The 23,561-nt window shown below is 54.2% G+C and carries 21 protein-coding genes, 1 tRNA gene, 1 pseudogene and 1 riboswitch; of the genes and pseudogenes, 18 read left to right on the forward strand and 5 right to left on the reverse strand.

Features of this window, described 5'->3' with window-relative positions; all coding sequences use genetic code 11:
- Positions 1-200: 200 nt before the first annotated feature.
- A riboswitch (SAM riboswitch) is annotated at positions 201-305 on the forward strand.
- Positions 306-374: 69 nt separating this feature from the next.
- From M493_RS06405 to M493_RS06415, 3 genes are all read left to right on the forward strand, one after another.
- Entirely contained in the window at positions 375-707 is a 333-nt protein-coding gene (locus tag M493_RS06405; protein WP_020959485.1) for a hypothetical protein, read from the forward strand.
- A gap of 20 nt (positions 708-727) precedes the next feature.
- Positions 728-1,111 carry a VOC family protein gene (locus M493_RS06410; RefSeq protein WP_020959486.1) on the forward strand — a complete coding sequence of 128 codons (384 nt, stop codon included), beginning with the start codon at positions 728-730 and terminating at the stop codon, positions 1,109-1,111.
- 120 nt (positions 1,112-1,231) lie between these two features.
- Positions 1,232-1,714 (forward strand): PaaI family thioesterase, encoded by a 483-nt coding sequence (locus M493_RS06415; RefSeq protein WP_020959487.1) that lies wholly within the window; start codon positions 1,232-1,234, stop codon positions 1,712-1,714.
- Between the two features lie 127 nt (positions 1,715-1,841).
- Here M493_RS06415 and M493_RS06420 read toward each other — a convergent pair whose 3' ends face one another.
- A complete protein-coding gene (locus M493_RS06420; RefSeq protein WP_020959488.1) occupies positions 1,842-2,258 on the reverse strand; it encodes a PaaI family thioesterase in 417 nt (138 codons plus the stop codon).
- Between the two features lie 140 nt (positions 2,259-2,398).
- On the opposite strand from M493_RS06420, the gene hutG reads away from it, so the two are divergent.
- From hutG to M493_RS06445, 5 genes are all read left to right on the forward strand, one after another.
- A complete protein-coding gene (hutG, locus tag M493_RS06425; protein WP_020959489.1) occupies positions 2,399-3,364 on the forward strand; it encodes a formimidoylglutamase in 966 nt (321 codons plus the stop codon).
- Between the two features lie 4 nt (positions 3,365-3,368).
- Positions 3,369-4,841: a helix-turn-helix domain-containing protein gene (locus M493_RS06430; RefSeq protein WP_020959490.1), complete on the forward strand. Its 1,473-nt coding sequence runs from the start codon at positions 3,369-3,371 to the stop codon at positions 4,839-4,841.
- Positions 4,842-5,107: 266 nt separating this feature from the next.
- Entirely contained in the window at positions 5,108-6,763 is a 1,656-nt protein-coding gene (gene hutU / locus M493_RS06435; RefSeq protein ID WP_020959491.1) for a urocanate hydratase, read from the forward strand.
- A gap of 15 nt (positions 6,764-6,778) precedes the next feature.
- A complete protein-coding gene (gene hutI / locus M493_RS06440) occupies positions 6,779-8,053 on the forward strand; it encodes an imidazolonepropionase (RefSeq protein WP_020959492.1) in 1,275 nt (424 codons plus the stop codon).
- A 105-nt stretch (positions 8,054-8,158) separates the two neighbouring features.
- Positions 8,159-9,487 (forward strand): YjiH family protein, encoded by a 1,329-nt coding sequence (locus M493_RS06445; RefSeq protein ID WP_020959493.1) that lies wholly within the window; start codon positions 8,159-8,161, stop codon positions 9,485-9,487.
- A 240-nt stretch (positions 9,488-9,727) separates the two neighbouring features.
- On the opposite strand, the gene M493_RS19080 is transcribed toward M493_RS06445, so the two are convergent.
- Both M493_RS19080 and mscL read right to left on the reverse strand, forming a co-directional pair.
- On the reverse strand, positions 9,728-9,850 hold the full coding sequence (locus tag M493_RS19080) for a zinc ribbon domain-containing protein (protein WP_420480328.1): 123 nt from the start codon (positions 9,848-9,850) through the stop codon (positions 9,728-9,730).
- Between the two features lie 14 nt (positions 9,851-9,864).
- On the reverse strand, positions 9,865-10,242 hold the full coding sequence (mscL, locus tag M493_RS06450; protein WP_020959494.1) for a large conductance mechanosensitive channel protein MscL: 378 nt from the start codon (positions 10,240-10,242) through the stop codon (positions 9,865-9,867).
- A gap of 153 nt (positions 10,243-10,395) precedes the next feature.
- Between mscL and M493_RS06455 the strand changes: the two genes are divergently transcribed.
- The 3 genes from M493_RS06455 (at position 10,396) to M493_RS06465 (ending at position 13,641) form a co-directional block, all read left to right on the forward strand.
- Complete coding sequence (locus M493_RS06455; protein WP_020959495.1) at positions 10,396-11,619, forward strand: YeeE/YedE family protein; 1,224 nt, start codon at positions 10,396-10,398, stop codon at positions 11,617-11,619.
- A gap of 172 nt (positions 11,620-11,791) precedes the next feature.
- Positions 11,792-12,739 (forward strand): carbohydrate kinase family protein, encoded by a 948-nt coding sequence (locus M493_RS06460; protein WP_020959496.1) that lies wholly within the window; start codon positions 11,792-11,794, stop codon positions 12,737-12,739.
- A complete protein-coding gene (locus M493_RS06465) occupies positions 12,736-13,641 on the forward strand; it encodes a pseudouridine-5'-phosphate glycosidase (protein ID WP_020959497.1) in 906 nt (301 codons plus the stop codon). Before M493_RS06460 ends, M493_RS06465 begins: the two co-directional genes overlap by 4 nt.
- Before the next feature lie 51 nt (positions 13,642-13,692).
- On the opposite strand, the gene M493_RS06470 is transcribed toward M493_RS06465, so the two are convergent.
- Together M493_RS06470 and M493_RS06475 are read right to left on the reverse strand one after the other, a co-directional pair.
- Positions 13,693-14,088, reverse strand: a complete 396-nt coding sequence (locus M493_RS06470) for a hypothetical protein (RefSeq protein WP_020959498.1) — start codon at positions 14,086-14,088, stop codon at positions 13,693-13,695.
- A gap of 228 nt (positions 14,089-14,316) precedes the next feature.
- Positions 14,317-15,084 (reverse strand): DODA-type extradiol aromatic ring-opening family dioxygenase, encoded by a 768-nt coding sequence (locus M493_RS06475; protein WP_020959499.1) that lies wholly within the window; start codon positions 15,082-15,084, stop codon positions 14,317-14,319.
- Between the two features lie 229 nt (positions 15,085-15,313).
- Here M493_RS06475 and M493_RS18830 point away from each other — a divergent pair, with 229 nt between their 5' ends.
- From M493_RS18830 to M493_RS06500, 7 genes and pseudogenes are all read left to right on the forward strand, one after another.
- Positions 15,314-15,469: a hypothetical protein gene (locus M493_RS18830; RefSeq protein WP_020959500.1), complete on the forward strand. Its 156-nt coding sequence runs from the start codon at positions 15,314-15,316 to the stop codon at positions 15,467-15,469.
- 517 nt (positions 15,470-15,986) lie between these two features.
- Positions 15,987-16,059: transfer RNA gene (locus M493_RS06480), tRNA-Arg, on the forward strand.
- A gap of 187 nt (positions 16,060-16,246) precedes the next feature.
- Positions 16,247-16,381: pseudogene (locus tag M493_RS19085) on the forward strand (IS630 family transposase); the annotation flags it as partial.
- A 79-nt stretch (positions 16,382-16,460) separates the two neighbouring features.
- Complete coding sequence (locus M493_RS06485; RefSeq protein ID WP_020959501.1) at positions 16,461-18,143, forward strand: MrcB family domain-containing protein; 1,683 nt, start codon at positions 16,461-16,463, stop codon at positions 18,141-18,143.
- Positions 18,112-20,616: a restriction endonuclease-like protein gene (locus M493_RS06490; RefSeq protein ID WP_023817572.1), complete on the forward strand. Its 2,505-nt coding sequence runs from the start codon at positions 18,112-18,114 to the stop codon at positions 20,614-20,616. The genes M493_RS06485 and M493_RS06490 overlap by 32 nt, the downstream gene beginning before the upstream one ends.
- A 205-nt stretch (positions 20,617-20,821) precedes the next feature.
- A complete protein-coding gene (locus M493_RS06495) occupies positions 20,822-22,369 on the forward strand; it encodes a type I restriction-modification system subunit M (RefSeq protein ID WP_020959504.1) in 1,548 nt (515 codons plus the stop codon).
- Positions 22,366-23,532, forward strand: a complete 1,167-nt coding sequence (locus M493_RS06500) for a restriction endonuclease subunit S (RefSeq protein ID WP_020959505.1) — start codon at positions 22,366-22,368, stop codon at positions 23,530-23,532. Before M493_RS06495 ends, M493_RS06500 begins: the two co-directional genes overlap by 4 nt.
- Positions 23,533-23,561 lie beyond the last annotated feature (29 nt).

The raw sequence follows: 23,561 nt of genomic DNA on the forward strand, positions 1-23,561 counted from the left end.
AAAATTATCTTATAAAACTATGTGCTAAATATTCAATGAAAACTTAAACGCAATGACAGTTAAGAAATGAAACGACATGCCGTTTTATTTATGTTTGAATATCAGGCAGGCAATGCCGCAGGGAAGCCTAAATAGACAAAACAAACAAAAACGTTGTCGCTTTTGTCCACTTGTGGTAACATAAGAAGTAAATTACATACGTCTTATCAAGAGTGGGCGAGAGAACGGGCTTGATGACCCCACAGCAACCTGCCGCCGGCAAGGTGCTAACACCCGCAAAGCGGTTTCGCTTTGGATGATAAGAACGGCTTCCCCCTTTCGCGTCATTCCGAGGCGAAAGGGGGTTTTTTATGGATGGGAGGTGAGGGAAAGCAGTGGCGGAACGATATTCGCTTCGCGACTGCATGGCGGCGCATTTGCCAGCTGCGGCGTTTGCTGTTCATGTCATGCGCTGTGTGCAGGCGGAACTCATCCGGCTTGATCCGCAGGCGGTGGCGCATGTCGACCGCGGGGGGAAGTATATTCATTTGTATGGGGAGGTACGCGGAACGGCGTTTTCTGTTCTGCTGACCGTCGATGAGGCAGACGAATGGAGGGCAGCCGGTCCGTACGCCCTTGACCGCTACATATGGACCGAACTTGCGAAAAAAGGGATTCGGCCGATGCAATGGACGCCGTACTTGCAGGCGGTGTTTTTCACTTCATGACAGAAAGGGAGAAGCAACAGATGGCAGTGAAAAAATTTGAACATGTCGGCATTCAAGTCAAAGACATCGAGGCATCAAAGGCATTTTACCAAAACGTCGTCGGCCTTGAGCTGTTAAGCGAAATGATCCATACGAACGGGACGATGAAACTGTCGTTTTTAGGGATCGATGGTTCGATCATCGTCGAACTGATCGAAGGGTACAACCCAAACTTGCCAACCGAAGGAAAAGTGCACCATGTAGCGTTTACGGTGGAAGGCATTGAGCAGGAAAAAGAACGGCTTCAATCGCTTGATGTGTCGCTTGTATGGGAAGATATTACCGAGCTCCCGAACGGGGCGAAATATTTATTTTTCCTCGGTCCGGACGGCGAATGGATCGAATTTTACGAGCCAGGACAATGAACGGAAGGGAAGGCGGCCATGCCGATGGCCGCCTTTTGTCGCGGCGGCGCGGTTTAGCCGTGGAAGAAGGAAAAGGAGCGGTGCATCGCGTATATATAAAGGGGGAGAGGAGGAGAACAGATGGAGCCGCAAGTCATTCGCGCCATTCAAGACGACTACCCGGATGAATTCGCCTGGTGCTACGGCTGCGGACGGCTGAATGAGCAAGGCCATCATTTCCGCACCGGCTGGGACGGGGACAAAACGGTGACCGTCTATACGCCGCGCCCGGAACATACGGCGATTCCCGGGTTTGTGTATGGCGGGCTGATCGCCTCGCTCATCGACTGCCACGGCACCGGTTCCGCGGCGCTGGCCTTGCATCGGAAAAACGGCCATGAGCCGGGAAGCGGGGAAACGCCGCCGCGTTTCGTCACCGCGTCGCTTCATGTTGACTTTGTCAAGCCGACGCCGCATGGCGTGCCGCTTGTCGCCGTCGGAACGGTGACGGAGATTCATCCGAAAAAATGGCAAGTGGACACCGAAGTGTTCGTCAACGGCGAACGATGCGCCAGCGGGCAAGTCATAGCGGTCGTCATGCCGAAAACATTTGTCCGCGCTTGATCCAGCAACGAAAAGCGCCGGAGAGCTGCTGTGTTTAACAGCGCTTTCTCCGGCGTTTGGCCGCCGTTGTCCTCTCGTCCTCACTTCGCTGCTGTTTCGTCTTGAGTTTAGGAGGCGACCCGTCGCGTCACGGTTTGTCCATGACGAGCACCGACGATGTAGCGCTCGCTACTTCTTTGCCGTTTTGCCGGACGACAGCAGTCACATAGGCGATGGTTTTCCCGAACTTTTCCACTCTTGCTTCGATTTCAGCTTCCCCCACTGCTGCCGGGCGGTGAAATGTCGTCTGCAAGTTGATGGAGGCGAGCAGTTGGTCATCGCGAAGCAAAGTGGTTACCGCATACGCCATTAGAGCGTCCGCCGCCGCCCCGACAAACCCGCCCATAATAACCCCGTTGCCGTTAAGCAGCGATTCGCGGATTGTCCATACTCCTTTCGCATAGCCGTCCCGGGCTTCTGTCAAGCGGACGCCAAGCGCCTCATCGCATGGCGGCGGCGCGCTTTGCCCGGCGATAACGTCATGTAAGTTGGTCAATGGCTTCATCGCGAACACCCCTTCTGTTGTCAATCATGTTTTTTATTCGCCAAACGGCAGCGATTTCCTCTTTTCGCATGTGCGGGAAGGAGAACGGCAAAGCGGCGGCGAAAGAAACAAGCAGCTGACAACGGAAAGGGGATGGTCGGATGTATCAACAGCCGGAGGAAAGCCGCTGGACCGGACGGATCGACAGCGTGAAGGACGAGCGGGCGTTTCGTCTTCATCAGCGCATTCGCTTGCTTGATTTGTCACAGCCATTCGCGCCCGCGGAACGGGCGGCGGCCTTCATCGGGTTTGCCTGCGACGAAGGCGTGCGCCGCAACCAAGGACGCCAAGGGGCGAAAGAGGCGCCCGCCGCCGTCAAAGCGGCGCTTGCCCGGCTGCCTTGGCACCTTCCGGAAGGGGTCGAAGCTTACGATGCGGGCGATGTCGTTTATGTTGAGGAACAGCTCGAACAAAGCCAGGCGGAACTTGGTGAAGCGGTCGCCCGCCTGCTGCAAAACAACATGGCGCCTATCGTGATCGGCGGCGGCCATGAGACGGCGTACGGCCATTACTTGGGCGTCCGCAAGGCGCTGGGCCGCGAGCGAACGATCGGCATCATCAACATTGACGCTCATTTCGACTTGCGGCCGTACGATGACGGTCCGACATCCGGGACGATGTTTCGGCAAATATTGGATCAAGACGAACGGGCCGGTTATTTTTGCCTCGGCATTCAGCGGCTCGGCAACACGGCGGCGCTGTTTGCGGATGCCGAAGCGTACGGCTGCCGGTACGTGCTCGAGGACGAGCTGACCGCCAACGTTGACGCCGCTTATGAACAGATCGAGGAGTTTGCCGCAAAGCACGATGCGGTGATGCTCACCATTTGCATGGACGCCATCAGCGCGGCGGCCGCGCCGGGGGTGAGCGCGCCGTCGCCGTTTGGGCTCTCTCCGGCTTTGGCGCGCGCCCTCATCCGCCGCATCGTTTCCCATCCGAAAACGATAAGCATCGATCTTTGCGAAGTCAATCCGCGGTTGGATGAAGGAGGAAAAACGGTGGCGTTAGCCGCCGCCTTTTGCATGGAGGCGCTCCTTCATTTCCGCCGCTTGCAGCCAAGGCGGTGAGAACGTGAAGTTGGTCATTGCCGAACGGGATGACAAAGAACGGGAAGCGATCCGCTGGCTCGTTTCCGCCTATTCGCTGCCGATCGAGCACGTGTATACAGCGGCCACCGTCGAGGAGATGATGGTGCTTCTTGAGCAGGAGGCGCCAGAGCTGTTGTACGTCGAACTTGATATGATTCCGTATGACCAATGGCCGAGGGCGACGGCCCACGTCCGCCTGTTTTGCCGGCGGGTGATCGCCGCCACCGCCGAGGCGACGTTCGCGCGGGCGAAGCAAGCCATCGACTGGCAATGCGTCGATTTGCTCGTCAAGCCGCTCGAGCCCGCCAAACTGAAGCAGGCGCTGAGAACGGCGGCTTCGCTTTTCCCAAGCCGCCCGAGCCTGGCTGCGGGGGGAGAGGGTCCTCATCATGATTACCGTTCGTTATTTTGCGATGACCCCGCCGCCTCCCCTCATGTATGGTTGGTGCAGGCGGAACAGCCGGCTTTGTCTCCGGAAGTGATTCGCTTTTTAACGGACTATCCGTTTCGCGGCCGGGCGCGCGTGTTGCCGCTGACTTATATGGCGGTTTGCCTGCTTTTCGATCTGCCGGGTGACGGGAAAGAGGCGGCGTGGAAGCTGTTGCGCGATTGGGAGGAAGACCACCATGAGCCGCTCGCGATCGTGGCGATGCCGCCGGACGGCCGGAAAACGGTGCGCGCGCAATACCAGGCGGCCCGCCGGTTGCTGGAGACGACGTTTTTCATCGGCTACCGCCAGGTGATCGCCCCGGCGCCCGAATACGAACAGCAGCGCGAGCTTGATCCGTTTTTGACGCCCGAGGAGCAGCGGCAATGGATCGGGATGCTCGAGCGGTTCGACTACGAAGCGGTGAAACGATGGCTGCAGCGCGAGTTTTGGCATTGGACGCCGCCGTTTCCGAGCCCGGAGATGGTGCGGACGAGGCTGACAAGCATTTTGGCGCAAATTCGCCGGTTTATGAAAACGTACCGCCTTGACCGCGGCATGACGGAGCGGGAGTATATGCGCCTCTTTCACGAAATTTTGTACAACCCCGTCTTATACCGGATCGTCCAGGAATTGATTTTGTTTTTATACCGGCTGCTTCACGAGGCGAAACAAGCCGAGGAAGGCGCGCGCGCCGATGCCGTGGAGCGCGGTCTCCGCTACATGGAAGCGCACTTTCGCGACCCGTCGCTGACGCTTGAGAAAGCGGCGGCCGCAGCCGGACGCAGCCCTGCGTATTTCAGCCATTTGTTGTCGAAAAAGCGCGGCATCACCTTTCGCCAGTGGCTGACGAACCGGCGGCTCGAGGAAGCGAAGCGTCTGCTCCGGCAGACGGACTTGTCGGTCAAAGAAATCGCTGAACAAACGGGGTTTCGCACCGCCCATTATTTGACGCGCGTTTTCAAAGCCGAGCTGAACGAGACGCCGACCGCCTACCGCGACGGGCAACGGGCCCTTCCGCCGCGGTAGGCGTTTTTTTCATGAAAATGCGCGTGCCTCAGGCGATCCGGTTGAAGGCAAATCTATGCACCGTGAGAAGCCGCGCTCACGCCGGGCGCCAGGCAGGATGGGTCCGTGGCCGGGGAGTCAAAAGAAAAGGACAATTGCGAAAAAAAGTGATGGGAGAAAGGCAAAAATCAAGAAACATTTCGAAAGATTGTGCATAAATTTGAAAGCGCTGTCTATCGAAGCGGCGGCCGCCCTTTTTTACAATAAAAGAAAAAAGGAGGATGACAATGGCAGAGAAACGGACGGTGCGCCCGCTTGCGGGCACAGCCCGGCAGGCGAAAGGGTGGATTCAAGAAGCGGCGCTGCGCATGCTAAACAACAACTTGCACCCCGATGTCGCCGAGCGGCCGGATGAATTGATTGTGTACGGCGGCATCGGCAAGGCGGCGCGCAACTGGGAATGTTACGAAGCGATTGTGGATACCCTTCTTCGTTTGGAAAACGACGAGACGCTGCTCATCCAATCCGGCAAGCCGGTGGCGGTGTTTCGCACCCATCCGGACGCGCCGCGCGTGCTGATCGCCAACTCCAACCTCGTGCCGGCATGGGCGACGTGGGACCATTTCCATGAGCTTGACAAAAAGGGGCTGATCATGTACGGACAAATGACGGCCGGAAGCTGGATTTACATCGGCAGCCAAGGAATCGTCCAAGGGACGTATGAAACGTTTGCCGAAGTGGCGCGCCAACATTTCGGCGGCACGTTGGCCGGAACGATCACCTTAACCGCCGGCCTTGGCGGCATGGGCGGGGCGCAGCCGCTTGCCGTGACGATGAACGGCGGCGTCTGCCTCGCCATTGAAGTCGATCCGGCCCGCATTCAGCGCCGCCTTGATACGAAATACCTCGACACGATGACCGATAGCTTGGAAGCGGCACTTGCGATGGCAAAACGAGCGAAGGAAGAGAAAAAAGCGCTGTCAATCGGCCTTGTCGGCAATGCAGCTGAAGTGCTGCCGCGTCTCGTCGAAATGGGCTTTGTTCCGGACGTCCTGACCGACCAGACGTCCGCCCACGATCCGTTAAACGGCTACATTCCCGCCGGGTTGACGCTTGAGGAAGCGGCTGAACTAAGGGCGCGCGACCCGAAACAGTACATCGCCCGGGCGAAACAGTCGATCGCCGCCCATGTGCGGGCGATGCTCGCAATGCAAAGGCAAGGGGCGGTGACGTTTGACTACGGCAACAACATCCGCCAGGTGGCGAAAGACGAAGGAGTCGAGGACGCTTTCTCGTTTCCGGGCTTTGTGCCGGCCTACATCCGCCCGCTCTTTTGCGAAGGAAAAGGGCCGTTCCGTTGGGTGGCGCTCTCCGGCGATCCGGAAGACATTTACAAAACCGATGAAGTCATTTTGCGCGAATTCCGCGACAATGAGCGCCTTTGCCATTGGATTCGCATGGCGCAAACACGCATCAAATTTCAAGGGCTGCCGGCGCGCATTTGTTGGCTCGGCTATGGCGAGCGGGCGAAATTCGGCAAAATCATCAACGACATGGTGGCCAAAGGCGAGCTGAAAGCGCCGATCGTCATCGGCCGCGATCATTTGGATTCCGGCTCCGTCGCTTCGCCGAACCGGGAGACGGAAGGAATGAAAGACGGAAGCGACGCCATCGCCGACTGGCCGATTTTAAACGCGCTCGTGAATGCCGTCGGCGGCGCGAGCTGGGTGTCGGTCCATCACGGCGGCGGCGTCGGCATGGGCTATTCGATTCACGCCGGCATGGTCATTGTCGCCGACGGGACGAAAGAGGCGGAAAAACGGCTGGAACGGGTGCTGACGACCGATCCGGGGTTGGGTGTCGTCCGCCACGCCGACGCCGGCTATGAGCTTGCCATTCGGACGGCGAAAGAAAAAGGCATCGATATGCCGATGCTGAAGTAGAAAGGGGAGAGATGCATGCGCCCGCTTTTTGTCCGCCGCGCCCGCCAGCTCGTCACGCTGGCGGGAAGCTCCGCGGCCCCGCTCGTCAAGGAGAAGATGAGCGACCTTGCCATCATGGAAAACGGCAGCGTCTGGATCGAACATGGCACGATCGCGGCGGTCGGCCCAGACGATGAACTGGCCCGCCAGTTTGCCGACCGGCTCGCCGAGGCCGAAGTCATTGATGCCAAAGGCAAAACGGTGACGCCCGGGCTTGTCGATCCGCACACCCATCTCGTGTACGCCGGCAGCCGCGAACACGAATGGACGATGCGCCTCGGCGGGGCGACGTACATGGAGATCATGAACGCCGGCGGCGGCATCCATGCGACGACAAACGCGACGCGCCAAGCGTCAGAAGAAGCGCTGTATGACGAAAGCAAGCGGAGGCTCGACCAGTTTTTGCTTCATGGCGTCACAACGGTCGAGGCGAAAAGCGGCTACGGTTTAAGCCTGGAGCACGAACTGAAGCAGCTCGAGACCGCCAAACAGCTCGATGACACGCATCCGGTCGATGTCGTGTCCACTTTCCTTGGCGCCCACGCTGTTCCGCCGGAATGGAAGCATACCCCGGACGAATACGTCCGCCTCATCATCGACGAAATGATTCCCGAAGTGAGCCGGCGGGGGCTCGCCGAGTTCAACGACGTCTTTTGCGAGCGCGGCGTCTTCACTCCCAACGAGGCGCGCCGCATTTTGGAAGCCGGAAAAGCGTACGGTTTGACGCCGAAAATTCACGCCGATGAAATCGAACCGTACGGCGGGGCGGAACTGGCCGCCGAAGTCGGCGCCATCTCCGCCGACCACTTGCTTCGCGCATCGGACGAGGGAATCCGCCGCATGGCCGAGCGCGGCGTCATCGGCGTTCTCTTGCCGGGCACGGCGTTTTTCCTCATGACCCAAGCCGCCGACGCCCGCCGCTTGATCGACGCCGGCGTTCCCGTCGCTTTGGCGACCGACTGCAACCCTGGTTCGTCGCCGACCGTCTCGCTGCCGCTTGTCATGAGCCTGGCCTGCTTGCATATGGGCATGACCCCCGCGGAAGCCATCGCCGCCGCCACGATCAACGCCGCCCACGCCATCGGCCGCGCCCATCTCGTCGGCAGCCTCGAGCCGGGGAAGAAGGCGGATTTGGTTATATTCCAAGTGCCGAACTATGTGCAGGTGATGTACTATTACGGGATCAACCATATCGAGACGGTGATCAAAAATGGGAAGGTGGTGGTGAAGGAAGGGAAGGTGCGCATCTAAAGGGGGAACGGCTCTTCCGTCAAGACGTATGGCGCCGGAAGCGATGATGCTTCCGGCTGCGCCGTCACCGTTTGTTTATGAGAAAACCAATGGGGGTGGAGGAGAATGAAATCGGATACAAATATGGCGCCATCCGTGCCGACACCAACACCGGCAAGCGGCGCATGGAAGTTTTTCGTCTTTAGCGCCATCGGGATTTTTGTGTTTTTTGTTCCAGTGTCGATTGGCGGCACATCGTCCATTTTGCTTGACCACATTGTAACGTGGATTCGCACACAGTTTTCGGCACTTGTTCCGTATTATGCGTTGATTGTGATCGCGTTAGGGGCGATTTACCCCTTTTATACGAAAACATGGAATAAAGATGCAGTGACAGCGGTTTTTTCAATATTGAAAGTTCTTGGATTGATCGTGGCGATCATGTTGGTGTTTCAGGTCGGTCCTTCATGGCTGTTCCGATCGGATATGGGGCCGTTTTTGTACGATAAGCTCGTTATTTCCGTCGGCCTCCTTGTGCCGATTGGCTCCGTTTTTCTCGCCATGCTGGTTGGTTACGGGCTGCTCGAATTTGTCGGCGTCTGGATGCAGCCCATCATGCGGCCGATTTGGAAAACGCCGGGCCGTTCGGCGATTGACGCCGTCGCATCCTTTGTCGGCAGCTACTCGATCGGTTTGTTGATCACCAACAAGGTGTTCAAAGAAGGAAAATATACGGTGAAAGAGGCGGCCATCATCGCCACCGGCTTTTCCACCGTGTCGGTGACGTTTATGGTTGTTGTCGCCAAAACATTAGGGTTGATGTCGATCTGGAACACGTATTTTTGGGTGACGTTCCTTGTCACGTTTGCCGTCACGGCGCTCACCGCCCGACTTTGGCCGCTGAACCGCATGAGCGATGAGTATTGCGATGGAAAAGGGGATCCTGAACAAAAAGTGACGGGCAACTACATGAAACAAGCTTGGTCCGAGGCAATGAAAGCGGTAGGGCAGTCAAAAGGAATCGGGACGAACATATGGGAAAACTTGCGCGATGGTTTCATCATGACGATGGGCATTTTGCCGTCGATTATGTCAGTCGGACTCATCGGACTGCTGCTCGCTGAATATACGCCGCTGTTTGACTGGTTGGGCTACCTGTTCTATCCATTCACCCTTTTGTTGCAAATCCCTGAACCGCTGTTGGCCGCCAAAGCATCCGCTATTGAAATCGCCGAAATGTTTTTGCCAGCCTTGCTCGTCACTGAAGCTCCGCTTGTCACGAAATTCATCATCGCTGTCGTCTCGGTATCGGCCATTTTGTTTTTCTCGGCTGTTATCCCATGCATTATATCAACCGAAATTCCGCTCAGCCTGCCGCGGCTTCTTGTCATCTGGTTCGAGCGGACGGTATTGACGCTCATCCTCACCGCCCCGCTTGCGCACTGGCTGCTTTGACGGAAACAGAAGCGGCGCCCGTTTTGGCTGGGGCGCCGTTTGGGTTATCGTCGTTCTCGGAGCAGTGGTATCATTTCGCCAACAAGGGGAACCGTTACGCAAAACTTACAAAACTCTGCAAGAACGTTGCAGAAGTTTTCGTTTGCTTCCTTGTTCATCGCGTCCGATTTCGCCGAAGCTACTCTCGTTTGATTGACGCTCCGAAGGCTTCACTTCCCGTGTCACTCACGGTACCCGTCGCTATGCAGGATATCTCGAAAGATTGATGCTGGCGTTTCGATCTCTGTCCATTTCAAGTCCACAAGCATCACATCGAAATATCCTCCCTAAAAAAGCCTGTCCACCCCCGAAACAGGCTTTCACATCGTCTCCCGCTGCTACTTTAACAAATCGCGAATCTCGGTGAGCAGTTCCTCCTCCTTCGTCAGCGTCGGCGCGGTTTCTTTGACTTCTTCCTGCTTTTTCACCCGTTCATACAGTGTATTGATCAGTTTGACAAACAGAAAAATCGAAAACGCGATGATCAAAAAGTCAACAACCGTTTGCAGAAACGCCCCGTATTTCACTTCCGCCTCACCGACTTTCCACGACAGGCCGCTGAAATCAATCCCGCCCAAAAGCAAGCCGACAAGCGGCATGATGATGTCATTGACGAGCGAAGAGACGATTTTGCCAAACGCTCCGCCGATAATGACCCCGACCGCCAAATCGACGACATTGCCGCGGACGGCGAATTTTTTAAACTCGTTCCACATGCCAATTCCCCTTCCTCCGGAAATGGTTCGTCTGTTATTATACCCGACCAACCGCAACAGTGAAATTTTTTTATTTAAATCATAGAAAAACAATGTGTTTTATAGTATTATAGAATACATCAATCAACAACCATCAAAGGGGGAAATACACCAATGGAAATGACTGCGCAGCAACGCGGCGTTGGCGAGAAGCAGGCGGCAGGCGCTCCGAAACATCCGACCACGTGGATCATTGCCGTCTCCTGTCTCGTCTTGATCGGTGGCACGTTGTTCTTATATAGCCAAGTCTCTTGGCAACAGGCGCTTTTGTACGTGTTGGGGGCGTTTGGCGGATTTGTGTTGTACCAGGCGCACTTCGGCTTTACGTCCGCATGGCGAAAGTTTATTCTCTACCGCCAAGGAGAAGGCATCCGGGCGCAGATGATCATGATGGCGGTGGCCAGCGCGCTGTTTTTGCCGCTGCTCGTCAAAGGATCGATTTTCGGCCATGCCGTTGCCGGCAATGTGCATGATGTCGGCCTTGCGGTGATGATCGGTGCGTTTATTTTTGGCATCGGCATGCAGCTTGGTGACGGCTGCGCGTCCGGGACGCTGTACCATATTGGCGGCGGCGATGCGAACGGCATTGTGACGCTCATCGGCTTCATCGCCGGATCGGTGATTGCCACCACTCATTTTGATGTGTGGACGAATATGCCGCACGTTGACCCGATTTCACTCCTTGCCCAGTTTGGCGCATTCGGTGGGTTCGTGCTGCAGCTTGTTTTACTGGCGGTCGTTTACTATGTGGTGACAGTGATGGAAAAGCGGCGTCATGGCCAACTCATTGCCGCGCCGCTGGAGAATCGTCATGGGTGGAAAGTCATTTATAAAGGACCATGGTCGCTGCTTGTCGGTGCTTTGTTGCTTGCGGTGATGAACGTGCTCGTGTTGATGGTGAAAGGGTCGCCATGGGGCATTACATCCGCCTTCGCTCTTTGGGGAGCGAAATTCGTGCAGCTGTTCGGCGTTGACCCGACCGCTTGGGCGTATTGGCAAGATGAAGCGAAGCGGCAGGCGCTTGCCAACCCGCTCTACTACGATAAAACAACGGTCATGGACATTAGCTTAATGTTCGGCGCCTTATTGGCGGCGGCGCTCGCGGGTCGCTACACAAAGCCGGTTCAATGGAAGCGGCCGACGCGTATGACGGTCGGCGCGCTTATCGGCGGGCTGATGATGGGATATGGCGCCCGGTTGGCCTTTGGCTGCAATATCGGCGCGTATTTTAGCGGGATCGCTTCGTTCAGCGTCCATGGCTGGGTCTGGTTCGTCTTTGCCTTCCTTGGCAGCCTGATCGGCGTCAAACTGCGTCCGTATTGTGCGTACAAAAACTAAACAATCGAACATCGGCACCCCGTCATATTGGCGGGGTGTTTTTTTATGATGGACGGAATGTGGTACAATGATCGTGGGGCTTTGACATGCACCGCCGCTCGGTTTTTCAAAACTATTTTTTGAAGTAGGGAAAAGAGCGCGGCGGTGTTCATTGGAAGAGGAGGGAAAAGGCATGCGACGAGCGGTCTCGATCGTCTGCATCGGTGGGGCGAATGTCGACCGGAAAGCGCGGTTGCTTGCGCCGTTTCAGCTTGGCACGTCCCATCCTGTCGCCACGACGCAAACGGCAGGCGGGGTGGCGAGAAACGTGGCGGAAAACTTAGGGCGTCTTGGCCATACTGTTTCGCTCGTCAGCGCCGTCGGGGATGACCACGACGGACAGTGGCTTATCGACGCAACGGGCCCGTATGTGGATGTACGGCACATCGTGCGAACGGCAAAAGCGAACACCGGGACGTATACAGCGGTGCTTGATGAACGCGGTGAAATGGTCGTCGCCTTGGCGGATATGGCGGTTTATGATACAGTGGGAGACGAATGGATGAAGCAGCGGTGGTCCGAACTCAGTCCCGTCTCGGCCGTCGTGCTCGATACGAATTTTCCAAGTGACGCCATTCGATGGACGATCGAACAGTGCCACAGGGAGCGCCTCCCGCTTTGTGTCGTGACCGTGTCGGTTCCAAAAGTCAAGCGGCTCCCGCCCTGTCTGCATGGGGTGACATGGCTTGTGACGAATGAAGCGGAAAGTATAGCGCTTGCCGGAACCGGGGGGGACAGCGTGACCGAAGCCATGGAAGCGCTCATTCGTTCTGGTGTTGAAAACGTCGTCGTCACGCGCGGCGCAAACGGCGTCGCGTATGCCACCGAGCAAGGGGAAAGAGGGACGCTCGCGGCGCCCAACGTAACGGTCACCGACGCCACCGGAGCGGGAGACGCTTTTGCGGCTGGATTTTTGTACGGTGTCCTCGGCGGCTTTTCGGTTGAAGACGCTTGCCGCTTCGGAATGAGCAATGCAGCGCTCACACTGCAAACAGCCGAAACGGTCAATCGCGCATTGAATGAACGAACATTGCATGCCACGTATGAACAATATTTCCACCAAGGAGGAACAAAACAATGAAGGATGTTCTCATTTTTTCCGAAGAAGTCGCCCAAGCCAAGGCGGAACAAAAGCCGATCGTCGCCTTGGAATCGACGATCATCTCGCACGGCATGCCGTATCCGGAAAATGTGCAAACGGCAAAAGACGTCGAACAGATCATCCGCGACCGCGGCGCCGTGCCGGCAACTATCGCCATTTTAAACGGAAAAATCAAAATCGGGCTGACTGAAGAGGAGCTTGAACAGCTCGGGACAAGCCGCGACGTGGAAAAGGTGAGCCGCCGCGACTTGCCGTATGTCGTCGCCATGAAAAAACACGGAGCGACAACGGTAGCCGCGACGATGATTTGCGCCCAGATGGCCGGCATCCGTGTATTTGCGACCGGCGGCATCGGCGGCGTGCACCGCGGCGCCGAACAGACGATGGACATCTCAGCCGATTTGCAGGAGCTCGCGCGCACCAACGTCGCCGTCGTCTGTGCCGGGGCGAAATCGATTTTAGACTTAGGCTTGACGCTTGAATACTTGGAGACGCACGGCGTTCCGGTCATCGGCCATCAGACGGACGTCCTGCCGGCGTTCTATTCGCGGACAAGCCCGTTTCATGTCGACTACCGCTTAGACAGCGCCGCCGACATCGCCCGCTTCATCGAAACGAAATGGGCGCTCGGGCTTCAAGGCGGCATTGTCGTCGCCAACCCGGTTCCCGAAGAAGACGAACTGGAAGAGTCGTATATCACCGCCATCATCGAACAAGCGCTCGCCGAAGCGGAACAGCAGCACATCACCGGCAAAGCGGTCACCCCGTTTTTGCTTGACCGAGTGAAGACGTTAACCGGAGGCAAAAGCTTGCAAGCGAACATCGCCTTAGTGAAAAACAACGCCGCCTTAGCGGCTGATCTGGCCCGTGAGCTGTCTTAATGTGAATGCCCCCGCCTTGATGAAAGAGCGGGGGCATGATGGTTGATGGATTTATCGGGTGTGAAGAAGATGGCGGATTTTTCGATCGTGCTGGGCGATTTTGACGGAGTGGAAGTCGACCGTTTCTTGTGTTTCGGCCAGTTCGACGCGGATGTGGCCAAGCTTCGCTTCGAGCCGTTCAAACCGTTCGTTGATGGTGCGCTCCAACTGGGCGATTTGCCGTTCAAATCGGCCGCCCATCTCCTCGATGCGCCCGTCCATTCCTTCCATGCGTTTGTCCATGTCTTCGACGCGCTTATCCATCGTGTTCGTTTTTTCGTTCAATGCTTGCACTTGGTGTTGAAGCGAGTCGAATTTTTCATAGAGCGCCTCGAACTGCTTGCGCATATCAGCCGCGTACAAATCCAACGGGTGCAAAATTTGCGCCAATATTGTGTTTTCTTCCATTACCTTCACCTCCTTCCACCCTAGTATATCAGACAGGCAAGTTCACAGAAAGGGAAAACGGTTTTCAAATCGAACGCGATTTCGTCTAAAGTGTTGCGGAAAGTAAGCTCCCGTACTTTGACGTGAACTACCCACCACCTACACTTCGCTTAGAAGTGGGAGACTTCTTTCGAAAGATGTTAAAAAACAACCCGCCCCCATGCGCTGAAGCAGGGAGCGGGTTTTCCATTAAAACGCCACCGCCATCAAGCTTAAGCTTCCATACTGGTATTCGCGGAACAAGACGCGCGGCGCTTGGTCGCGGCCGCCTGCGCCGTAGGCGATCCAATACGGCGCGAGGTGCTCGGGCGTCGGCACGGTTTGCCTGGCGTACGGCGCTTTGTTCTCATAATCGAACACGTCTTCACTGCGAGCGGCTGACTGGCTGAGAAGCCAATCATCAAACGACACGGCCCACGCGTCCGCCTCGGCATGCCCTTCCCAGCGGAGCGCCATCAAATTGTGCACCGTCCCGCCGCTGCCGATGACCATCACTCCCTCATCCCGCAGCGGGCGCAGCGCCTCGCCGAGCTGGAACAATTGCTTCGGCGTCCACCAGGGCACCACCGATGCCTGTACAACCGGAATGTCCGCTTTCGGAAACAAGCGACGTAACAGCACCCATGAGCCGTGATCCAACCCGCGCGTCCGATCGACGGCCACTTCCGCCACACCAGCGAGGCGCTCGCGCACGCGTTCCGCCCACTCAACTGACCCGTACGCCGGGTAAGCGATTTCATACAAGTCGTACGGAAAACCGGAAAAATCATAAATCATTCCGTACGTCCCTTCTACTGCCGAAACGGTTGGCTTGCGCGTCATCCAATGTGCGGTAAAGATGACAATCGCCTTTGGGTAAATGCCTTCCCCGAGCTTCGCTAGAAAGGATGTATACGCATTGTCCTCAATCGCCAACATCGGTGACCCGTGAGCGAGAAACAAGGCAGGGGCTTTCATGGTTCACTCCTCCTCGTGAATGGGGAAACTTTATAGCGTCCCGTTGCGCATGTTTGCGCCGATCGACCTATCTCCATTGTAGCATATCCGTTTCTCGTTATCATCTCGAAATGAGGAATCCCTCTCGTCCCTCTATTTGGCGCCCGCCCAAGGGGTGACGGAGACGCCAGGAGGTGAAATGGGGCGGGTGAAGCGGGACATCCGCTGACTCATTCCTACCGGAGAACGCGTGCGGACGGATGATGACATCCGTCTCGGCGAAAGCAAACGGGCGCAAGATGGCGAACGGTCGGGGGCGGCATATATCGCCTATTCGATTTTGGCCCTTGATCATTTAACGAATTTCCGAAAGAAGTCTCCGCCTCAAGGAACGCGAATGGTGTAACGCAAGGAGTAGGTGGGAGATGAATTTCGGTTGGCGTTAGCCAACGAATATGATAGAATATGGTGAGAGCGGGCATCTTCGGAACGAAGGGAAGCGTAAAGAGTTCTGTGTGCGGCTTACCGTTCGGCGAACACGCACAAGTTGCTTGAAGCCCCCACCTCTAAGCGAAGTGTGGGTGGTGGGTAGTTCACAACGCACAAAAATCAGTTTATAATATACGCGTCTGACACAAAAACGCCGCCTGCGCCGACGAACACGGCTGCGTCTTGCCTCCCGTTCGCTGACAACTTGGACATATGCCCAAGCCTTTGACCGGCTGCGCGGCGCTGAAGCGAACGCCGCCATTAGCCGTTTTCCGGACGAAAACGTGGAACGGGCGACACAAGCTCATTCTCGGCGTTTGAAAGGGATTCGAGGTGAGATGGCGGCTGCCTCTATGCCCCGCGGTCCTTTTCGCTCATGAAACGGAGACAAGCCGCCGCCAAATTCACGCGTATACGAAGAAAACGATCAACATGGCCCCGTAGCTCAGTGGATAGAGCGTCGGTTTCCTAAACCGTGCGTCGGAGGTTCGAATCCTCTCGGGGCCGTTTCTAGCACCCGACGAGTTCGGATTGAAATTCCTAAACTCCTTGATACGACTGCGTTTGCGGTCGTTTTTCTTTTTTTGGAAATCCCGAAAAAAACGATAGAATCCGAAAAAATGTTGCACGAATTTTGCACGGCGATCACAGGGCATTATAGAGTTCCATCATGGTTTGAGCGAAGGTTTTTCTTTATCTTCCGCCATATTCGCCGCCGCTCAACCCGATCGAGCGTTTGTGGAAATGGCGGAGAGATGCCACCTGGCGAATGGGTTTCCTGAACATGTTCCCCCTCTGCGAACGCTCGAAAAAGCAGCTCTCTCACTAGTTGAGAAGGCTGCTTTTTTAGTAGAATAGAAGAAAAATAGAAACGAGGAAACACATTTCGACACGAAGGAGACATTCTTATGTCATTGCACGATCTTTTCCGCCAAGTGATGGCCATTTACGAACAAGAAAAACGCGAAAAACTGTCAAAAGAGCGTCGGTCGTTTCAGCTGGTGACGCGGGCGATTCCAGAGGCATTGAAAGCGCTGCCTTTTCTGCCGCCTGACCGATATGTGGTGAAAGGTTCAGTGGGAAAGAGCGGAAATTGGGCCGCTGTGCCGTGGGTGGCGGTGATGGATCAACAGGTGACGGATTCGACGCAGCGGGGGTATTATATCGTCTACTTGTTCAGTGAAGATATGCGCCGGCTCTATTTGACGCTCGCCCAAGGGGTGACGGAGACGCCGAGAGAGGAAATGGAGCGGGTGAAGCGGGACATCCGCCGGCTCATTCTCCCCGGGGAACGCGTGCGGACGGATGATGACATCCGTCTTGGCGAAAGCAAGCGGGCGAAAGACTATGAACGATCGGTGGCGGCGTATATCGTCTATTCGTTTGCCGATCTGCCATCCGACGACCAGCTCGTGCGCGACCTCGAAACGATGACCGGGCATTATCGGCAATATGTGGAGCGAACCGAACCGGCGGCGTCGCCCGCGCCGGCCCTTTCCTATCGGGGAGCGGTTGAGCATATTCACTCATACATATCCGCCAAAGGGTTTTACTATACGAAAGAGGAAGTGGCCAACCTCTTTCTATCGTTAAAAACAAAACCGTTCGTCATCTTGTGCGGCATTTCCGGAACCGGGAAAACGAAAATCGTTCAATGGCTCGCCGAGAGCGTCGGCGCGACGGAAGACAACGGCCGCTTCACCTTGATCCCCGTCCGCCCGGATTGGCAAGACGGCTCGGACTTGCTTGGCTATGTCGACATTAAAGGCGATTTCAAGCCCGGGCCGCTCACGAACGTCATCATCGAGGCGGGGAAGCATCCGGACAAGCCGTATTTCGTCGTGTTGGACGAGATGAACCTCGCCCGCGTTGAGCATTACTTCAGCGATGTCTTAAGCGTCATGGAAAGCCGCCGCTGGGAAGACGGGCGCATCACCTCGTCGCGGTTGCTGCCGAGAGAAACGGCAAGGTGCGATCTTTTTCTCCCGCCGAACGTCTACATCGTCGGCACGGTCAACATGGACGAGACGACCCACCCCTTCAGCAAAAAAGTGCTTGACCGGGCGAACACGATCGAGTTCAACCGCGTCCGGCTCGACCATCTTGACTTTTTGCGCGGCTTGCCGGCCGTCGCACCCCTGTCCGTCGGGCAGGAGCTGTTCGCGGCGCGGTATTTGCATTTGAAAGATGTGCACGCACACTGCCCGGAGCTTGTTGAAACCGTGACGAAAAAGCTCGTGGAGATCAACCGCATCCTCATGTCGCTTAACGCTCATATCGGCTACCGCGTCCGCGATGAAATTTGCTTCTACCTTGCGTACAACGAAGAAGGAAAGCTGATGGAATTTGACGAGGCGTTTGACTTTTGCCTAATGCAAAAAATTTTGCCGCGCCTCTCAGGGAGCGACGCGCGGCTCGAAACAGCGCTCAAGCAGCTGTTCGTCCTGTGCGCCGGTTTTGAACCGGACGGTGATTACAGCGGCATGCTGGACGTGTCGTATGCCCGTTATCCCAAAAGCGCGGAGAAAATTTGGCAGATGCTGCGGAGGTTGGAAGACGATGGCTTCACTTCGTTCTGGCTTGGGGCGTGACGATCGCGAGCTCGTCCATATCGAAACGAATCAGCTCACGCTGGTGATCAAAGGGAGGCCGTACCACGAACAATACGAAGGGCTCCAGCAGTACCGCCGCCTCGATTTCCACGAGACGATGGAGTTTTTCGCCAGCGGGGAAGGCATTTTGGACGTCAAACTGTTTGACGTTGACGCCGGAGAGCTTGTTGAGTGGTCAGGGGGCCACCGCCCGATTTTCTTCGAAAACGGCGTCTACCAGCTGCTCGTCGTTCCGAAAACGGACCGGGCGCTCTCCTTTTATCATGAGTCGCCAGCGCTGAGAAACGCCATCAGCCTGGTTGACATCGGCGGACAGGCGGTGTTGATGGGCAATCTCCATTTTCCGAACGAGATCGGGCTGTCGACATTCGAAGTCCGCGACGGCCACCGCTCCGTTTTGGAGGTGACGATCGAAATTTTCCCGACGAAGTTGACATACAAACAAGACTACCAGCGGCTGCTTGATGAAGTGAGCGAAGAAATTTACAACCTCGCCTTTCATTTCATTAAACGCACGTACCAGCGAGCGAAGGCGAAGCGCAGCGGCACGCCGTCAAGAAGCGAATTTTTCCGGCTCATGGACGCGCATATCGGTGACTTTTTGCGTGCCATTCGCCATATCGAGCGGCAGCCGCACCATCAACTGTTCACCGTCCATGTGAGGGTGCGCGGCGACCAGCTCGGCCGCCTGGATGCGGCCGGAAGAAACGAGTTGCGCAAACGGCCGCACGTGTTCTGTGATGTCAAGCGCGGCATCGACATCGGAAGTCGAACCGTCATGCCGCGGTCGGGGCTCAAAGCGAAAAAGGAACTGACGTATGACACGCTCGAAAACCGGTTCGTCAAATGGATGATGGTGCGCCTTGTCGAGAAGCTGCGCGATTTGTTCGAACACGTGCAAGGGAAACAAAAACGGTACGAAACAGAACCGGATCCGGATTTGCTGGAGCGCATCCAATCGAGGATCGACGCGCTCGAAACGCAGCTTCGCCGCCCCTTTTGGCGGCCGATCGGGCGGCTTGACCGCTCTGTTGCGAGCCTCGTCCTGCAAATGGCGCCCGGGTACCGTGACGCCTATCAGCTGTTTCTCATCATCACCCGCGGCCTCGCCTTGCAAGGGAAGCTGTACCGAATGTCCGTCAAAGATGTCGCCACGCTGTACGAGTATTGGACGTTTTTGAAACTCGGCCAGCTCCTCGGGAAAAAATACACCCTCATCAGCCAAAATGTCATCCAAGTAAACCGCTTAGGGCTGTTCGTCAATCTCGAAAAAAGCCGCTCCGCCAAGCGGGTGTACGAACATCCGCACACGGGCGAGCGAATCACGCTGACCTATCAGCCGTACGAAGGAAGGCTGCCGACCGTCCCGCAAATGCCCGATACGGTGCTGGCGATTGAAAAGAAGGGAAAGGACTATACATTCAACTACATTTTCGACGCCAAATATCGCCTTGACTTCGCCGTCTCCGGCAGCCCATACGAAAAACGGTACGGAATGCCGGGCCCGATGGAAGACGACATCAACACGATGCACCGCTACCGCGATTCCCTTGTCGCCCGCCGCGGCGGCCCATACGAGCGCACCGCCTTTGGCGCCTATGTGCTGTTTCCGTGGCATGACGAAGACAGCTACCAGGCGCACCCACTGTACAAAAGCATCAACGACGTCAACATCGGCGGCCTGCCGTTTTTGCCGAACGCCACCCGTCTCGTCGAACAGTTCATCGAGCGGCTGATTGAAAAAAATCCCGAAGAACTGCAAAACGAAGGCATCCTGCCGCAAGGGATTATCGAAGAATGGCGGTCGGCGTTCGATGAGCATGTGCTTGTCGGCATGGTGCCAAGCGCGCGGCACTACGAAGTCTACCGAAAACACCGCTTCTACCATATCCCGGTGAAGCAGCTGAAAAAAGGCTGGCAAGACGCGCGCTACATCGCCCTTTACCCGAAGCGGGGAGCCGCGCCGCAAAACGGGGTCACATGTTTCGGCAAAATCGCTGATGTGAAAATCATCAAACGCTCGGACATCACCGAACTGCCAAAACAAAGCGATGACGACTACGTCCGTTTCGAAGTCGAACATTGGCAGCCTCTCAAAAACGTCATCCGTCCGGTCGGCTACGGCATTGCCGTCTACGCGATGACGACGCTCAACACGCTCAAACAGGCGAAAGAACTGCCGGAACTGTTCATGAAATCAAAGGACGAAATCGCCCTTTGGCGCTTGCTGAGGCGGCTGTCCGACCGCATCCGCTTCGACCTCGACGCCCGCTACTTGGACGGAGCGTCCAAGATCACCGCATACCGGGTCAAAAACATATCCATCCGCCTCGAGGACGATCGGCTCATGATCACAAACGGCGCAAAGCAAAAAACGATCCCCGCCGAACTGCTCCGCAAACAACCGTCGGCCGTGTTTCGCGAGGTGGTGGGGATGATGGGGGAGGGGTGAATGATGGATGACCAGGCGGTTATGACCGAAAAGCGGCCCTTCTTCCCTTTGGAAACAATTTCTGTTTCGACAAATTTCGATACTGTTTTCTCGGATGTTTTAGTAAAATAGATCTGATTCCATAGTCAAACATGATTGCGATTGTTTCGACTGCGTTGAAAGAACGGTTCTTACTATTTTTGAAACTAACAGGGGTGAACACAATATGACTGTAAAAGCAGACATCGATTTTCAGAAAGATTTGTTTGAGGCTGCCAATAAAATGCGCGGGAGTGTGGCTCCTGCTGATTATAAACACTATGTTCTTCCATTAATTTTTTTGCGCTATCTTTCTAACAAGTACGAAAAGCGCCGAAAAGAATTAGAGCAAATCGTAAAAGATCCAAAAAGCGATTGGTATACGGAAGATGATGAAATGCGGCAAATCATCATCACCGATCCGGACCAATATAAGGCAGAAAACGTCTTTGTCGTGCCTGAAGAAGCAAGTTGGTCTTATATTATGAAAAACGCCAAGCAGCCGAATATTAAAGAGATTCTTGATAATGCGATGAAGCGTCTTGAAGAGGAAAACCCAGAACTTGAAGGCATATTGCCGCGAATTTACCAAGGTTCGAACTTGCCGCCTGAAAACGTGGCGGGATTAATCGAAATTTTTTCTCGTGATGTATTTAGCGCCAATACGGATGACAGTGTAGATATATTGGGCCGTACATATGAGTATTTTATTAGTTCTTTTGCCGCTTCCGAAGGCAACAGAGGTGGAGAATTCTTTACGCCATCCAGTATCGTTAAATTGCTTGTTGCCATGCTGGAGCCGAAAAGCGGGATTGTGTTTGATCCAGCGTGCGGCAGCGGCGGGATGTTTATACAAAGTGAAGAATATGCGCCAAACAAACACGCTCTTTCGTTTTATGGGCAAGAAAATGTCGTAACGACCGTACGTCTTGGAAAAATGAACGTTTTATTGCATGGCATCAATGCGGAAATTCGCTTGGGTGATTCGCTGTTAAACGATCAGTTCCCTGATTTAAAGGCCGATTACGTGATTGCCAATCCGCCGTTTAACCAAAAAGACTGGGGAGCAGACCGTTTATCCAAAAATGACCCGCGCTTAATCGGGCCAGTTACAAACAGCAATGCGAACTATATGTGGATGCAGCATTTCTTATATCATTTAAACGATACAGGTACAGCAGGATTTGTCATGGCAAACGGAGCAATGACAACGAATGTGAAAGAGGAAAAAGAGGTCCGTCAAAAATTAGTGGATGAAGGGTATATTGACTGCATTGTTCAATTGCCTGAAAAATTGTTCTTTACCACAGGCATTCCATGCTGCTTATTCTTTTTAAGCAAAAATCGTGACGGCAAAAACGGCTATCGGGCAAGAAAAAATGAAATTTTATTTATCGATGCCCGCAAAATGGGAACGCTCGTCAGCCGCAAGCAAAAAGCGCTGTCTAAAGAGGAAATTGATCAAATCGCTGCCGTTTATCGTGCCTACAAATACGAAGGGGCAGAAAGATACGAAGACATTGCCGGGTTCTGTAAAGTTGCAACAATTGATGAAGTACGAGCCAATGACTACAAATTAACACCGGGGATTTATGTTGGGACGGAAGTATCCAATGAGGACGATGTACCGTTTGAAGAAAAGATGGCTGAATTGACACAACGTCTTTTAGAACAGTTTGAAGAGTCTAATTGCCTTCAAGAAAAGATTAAGAGGGACTTGGAGGAATTGATGTGAGTAAATGGATTGAAGGAAAATTAAAGGACTTAGTCGAGGTAAACCCCACTGTAAAACTTAGAAAAGGTGAAATATATCCATTTGTGAGTATGGATGTTATTCAACCTTTTTATAAACCAGTAGAAGCAAAGGAAGAAAGAGAATTTAAGTCTGGCGGAGCAAAATTTGAGAATGGTGATACACTTTTTGCGCGAATAACACCCTGCCTTGAGAATGGCAAGATTGCACAGGTGAAAAACCTTAAAAATGGGAAAGGGTTTGGTTCAACCGAGTTTATCGTATTACGTGGTAAAGAGGGTATCACAGATACAGATTTTGTGTATTATCTTGTAACTAACAAGTCATTTCGCGAAAATGCTGAAAGGTTGATGGTAGGTACATCGGGGCGACAGAGGGTCGATAAACAACAATTTGAGGACCAAATAATTTCGATACCTGACCTTGAAACGCAAAAAAGAATTTCATCCATTCTAGGTAGTATTGATAGGAAAATTGAACTCAATGTAGAGATGAACAAAACCCTCGAAGAAATGGCCATGACGCTTTATAAGCATTGGTTTGTTGATTTTGGACCGTTTCAAGACGGGGAATTTGTTGGGTCGGAATCAGGAGTTATCCCAAATAATTGGAAAATTGGTCAAGTTAAAGATTTGGCAAAAGTATCAAGTGGTAAACGTCCTAAGATTAAAGATATAGGTGAATACCCTATATTTGGGGGAGGGGGGCCTATGGGAGTTACAAATGAATATTTGTATAATGAACCTATATTTATTACTGGTCGTGTAGGGACAATTGGCAAGGTATTTAGAGTTTCAAAACCATGTTGGCCTTCTGACAATTCTCTGGTTTTAATCCCCTTAAAAGCATATTACTATAGTTTTTTATATGCTGTTCTTAAAAATATAGATTTTTCTCTAATAACAGGTGGTTCGACTCAACCATTAATAACACAAACAAGTTTAAAGTCTATAAAAGTAATAATACCACCTGAGGAAACTATAGAACAATATAATAAACAAGTGTTAACATATTACAGTTTAATAGATAAAAATGATAACATTAATAAACAACTTAGTGAAATAAGAGATTATCTCCTCCCTCGCCTTTTATCAGGTGAAATTGATTTATCTCAAGCAGAAAAACAAGTAGAGGAAGTACTTTAAACAAACTTAAATTCGACTAGGAGGTGCAA

It is taken from the genome of Geobacillus genomosp. 3, assembly GCF_000445995.2.
Lineage (GTDB): Bacteria > Bacillota > Bacilli > Bacillales > Anoxybacillaceae > Geobacillus.

Excerpts from the sequence above, each read along its gene's own strand:
- M493_RS06410 (WP_020959486.1), top strand. The coding sequence starts at position 728 with ATGGCAGTGAAAAAATTTGAACATGTCGGCATTCAAGTCAAAGACATC.
- mscL (WP_020959494.1), bottom strand. The coding sequence starts at position 10,242 with ATGTGGAACGAGTTTAAAAAATTCGCCGTCCGCGGCAATGTCGTCGAT.
- M493_RS06415 (WP_020959487.1), top strand. The coding sequence starts at position 1,232 with ATGGAGCCGCAAGTCATTCGCGCCATTCAAGACGACTACCCGGATGAA.
- M493_RS06445 (WP_020959493.1), top strand. The coding sequence starts at position 8,159 with ATGAAATCGGATACAAATATGGCGCCATCCGTGCCGACACCAACACCG.
- M493_RS06475 (WP_020959499.1), bottom strand. The coding sequence starts at position 15,084 with ATGAAAGCCCCTGCCTTGTTTCTCGCTCACGGGTCACCGATGTTGGCG.
- M493_RS06495 (WP_020959504.1), top strand. The coding sequence starts at position 20,822 with ATGACTGTAAAAGCAGACATCGATTTTCAGAAAGATTTGTTTGAGGCT.
- hutG (WP_020959489.1), top strand. The coding sequence starts at position 2,399 with ATGTATCAACAGCCGGAGGAAAGCCGCTGGACCGGACGGATCGACAGC.
- M493_RS06420 (WP_020959488.1), bottom strand. The coding sequence starts at position 2,258 with ATGAAGCCATTGACCAACTTACATGACGTTATCGCCGGGCAAAGCGCG.
- hutU (WP_020959491.1), top strand. The coding sequence starts at position 5,108 with ATGGCAGAGAAACGGACGGTGCGCCCGCTTGCGGGCACAGCCCGGCAG.
- M493_RS06490 (WP_023817572.1), top strand. The coding sequence starts at position 18,112 with ATGGCTTCACTTCGTTCTGGCTTGGGGCGTGACGATCGCGAGCTCGTC.
- M493_RS06470 (WP_020959498.1), bottom strand. The coding sequence starts at position 14,088 with ATGGAAGAAAACACAATATTGGCGCAAATTTTGCACCCGTTGGATTTG.
- M493_RS06455 (WP_020959495.1), top strand. The coding sequence starts at position 10,396 with ATGGAAATGACTGCGCAGCAACGCGGCGTTGGCGAGAAGCAGGCGGCA.
- M493_RS06465 (WP_020959497.1), top strand. The coding sequence starts at position 12,736 with ATGAAGGATGTTCTCATTTTTTCCGAAGAAGTCGCCCAAGCCAAGGCG.
- M493_RS06485 (WP_020959501.1), top strand. The coding sequence starts at position 16,461 with ATGTCATTGCACGATCTTTTCCGCCAAGTGATGGCCATTTACGAACAA.
- M493_RS06460 (WP_020959496.1), top strand. The coding sequence starts at position 11,792 with ATGCGACGAGCGGTCTCGATCGTCTGCATCGGTGGGGCGAATGTCGAC.
- hutI (WP_020959492.1), top strand. The coding sequence starts at position 6,779 with ATGCGCCCGCTTTTTGTCCGCCGCGCCCGCCAGCTCGTCACGCTGGCG.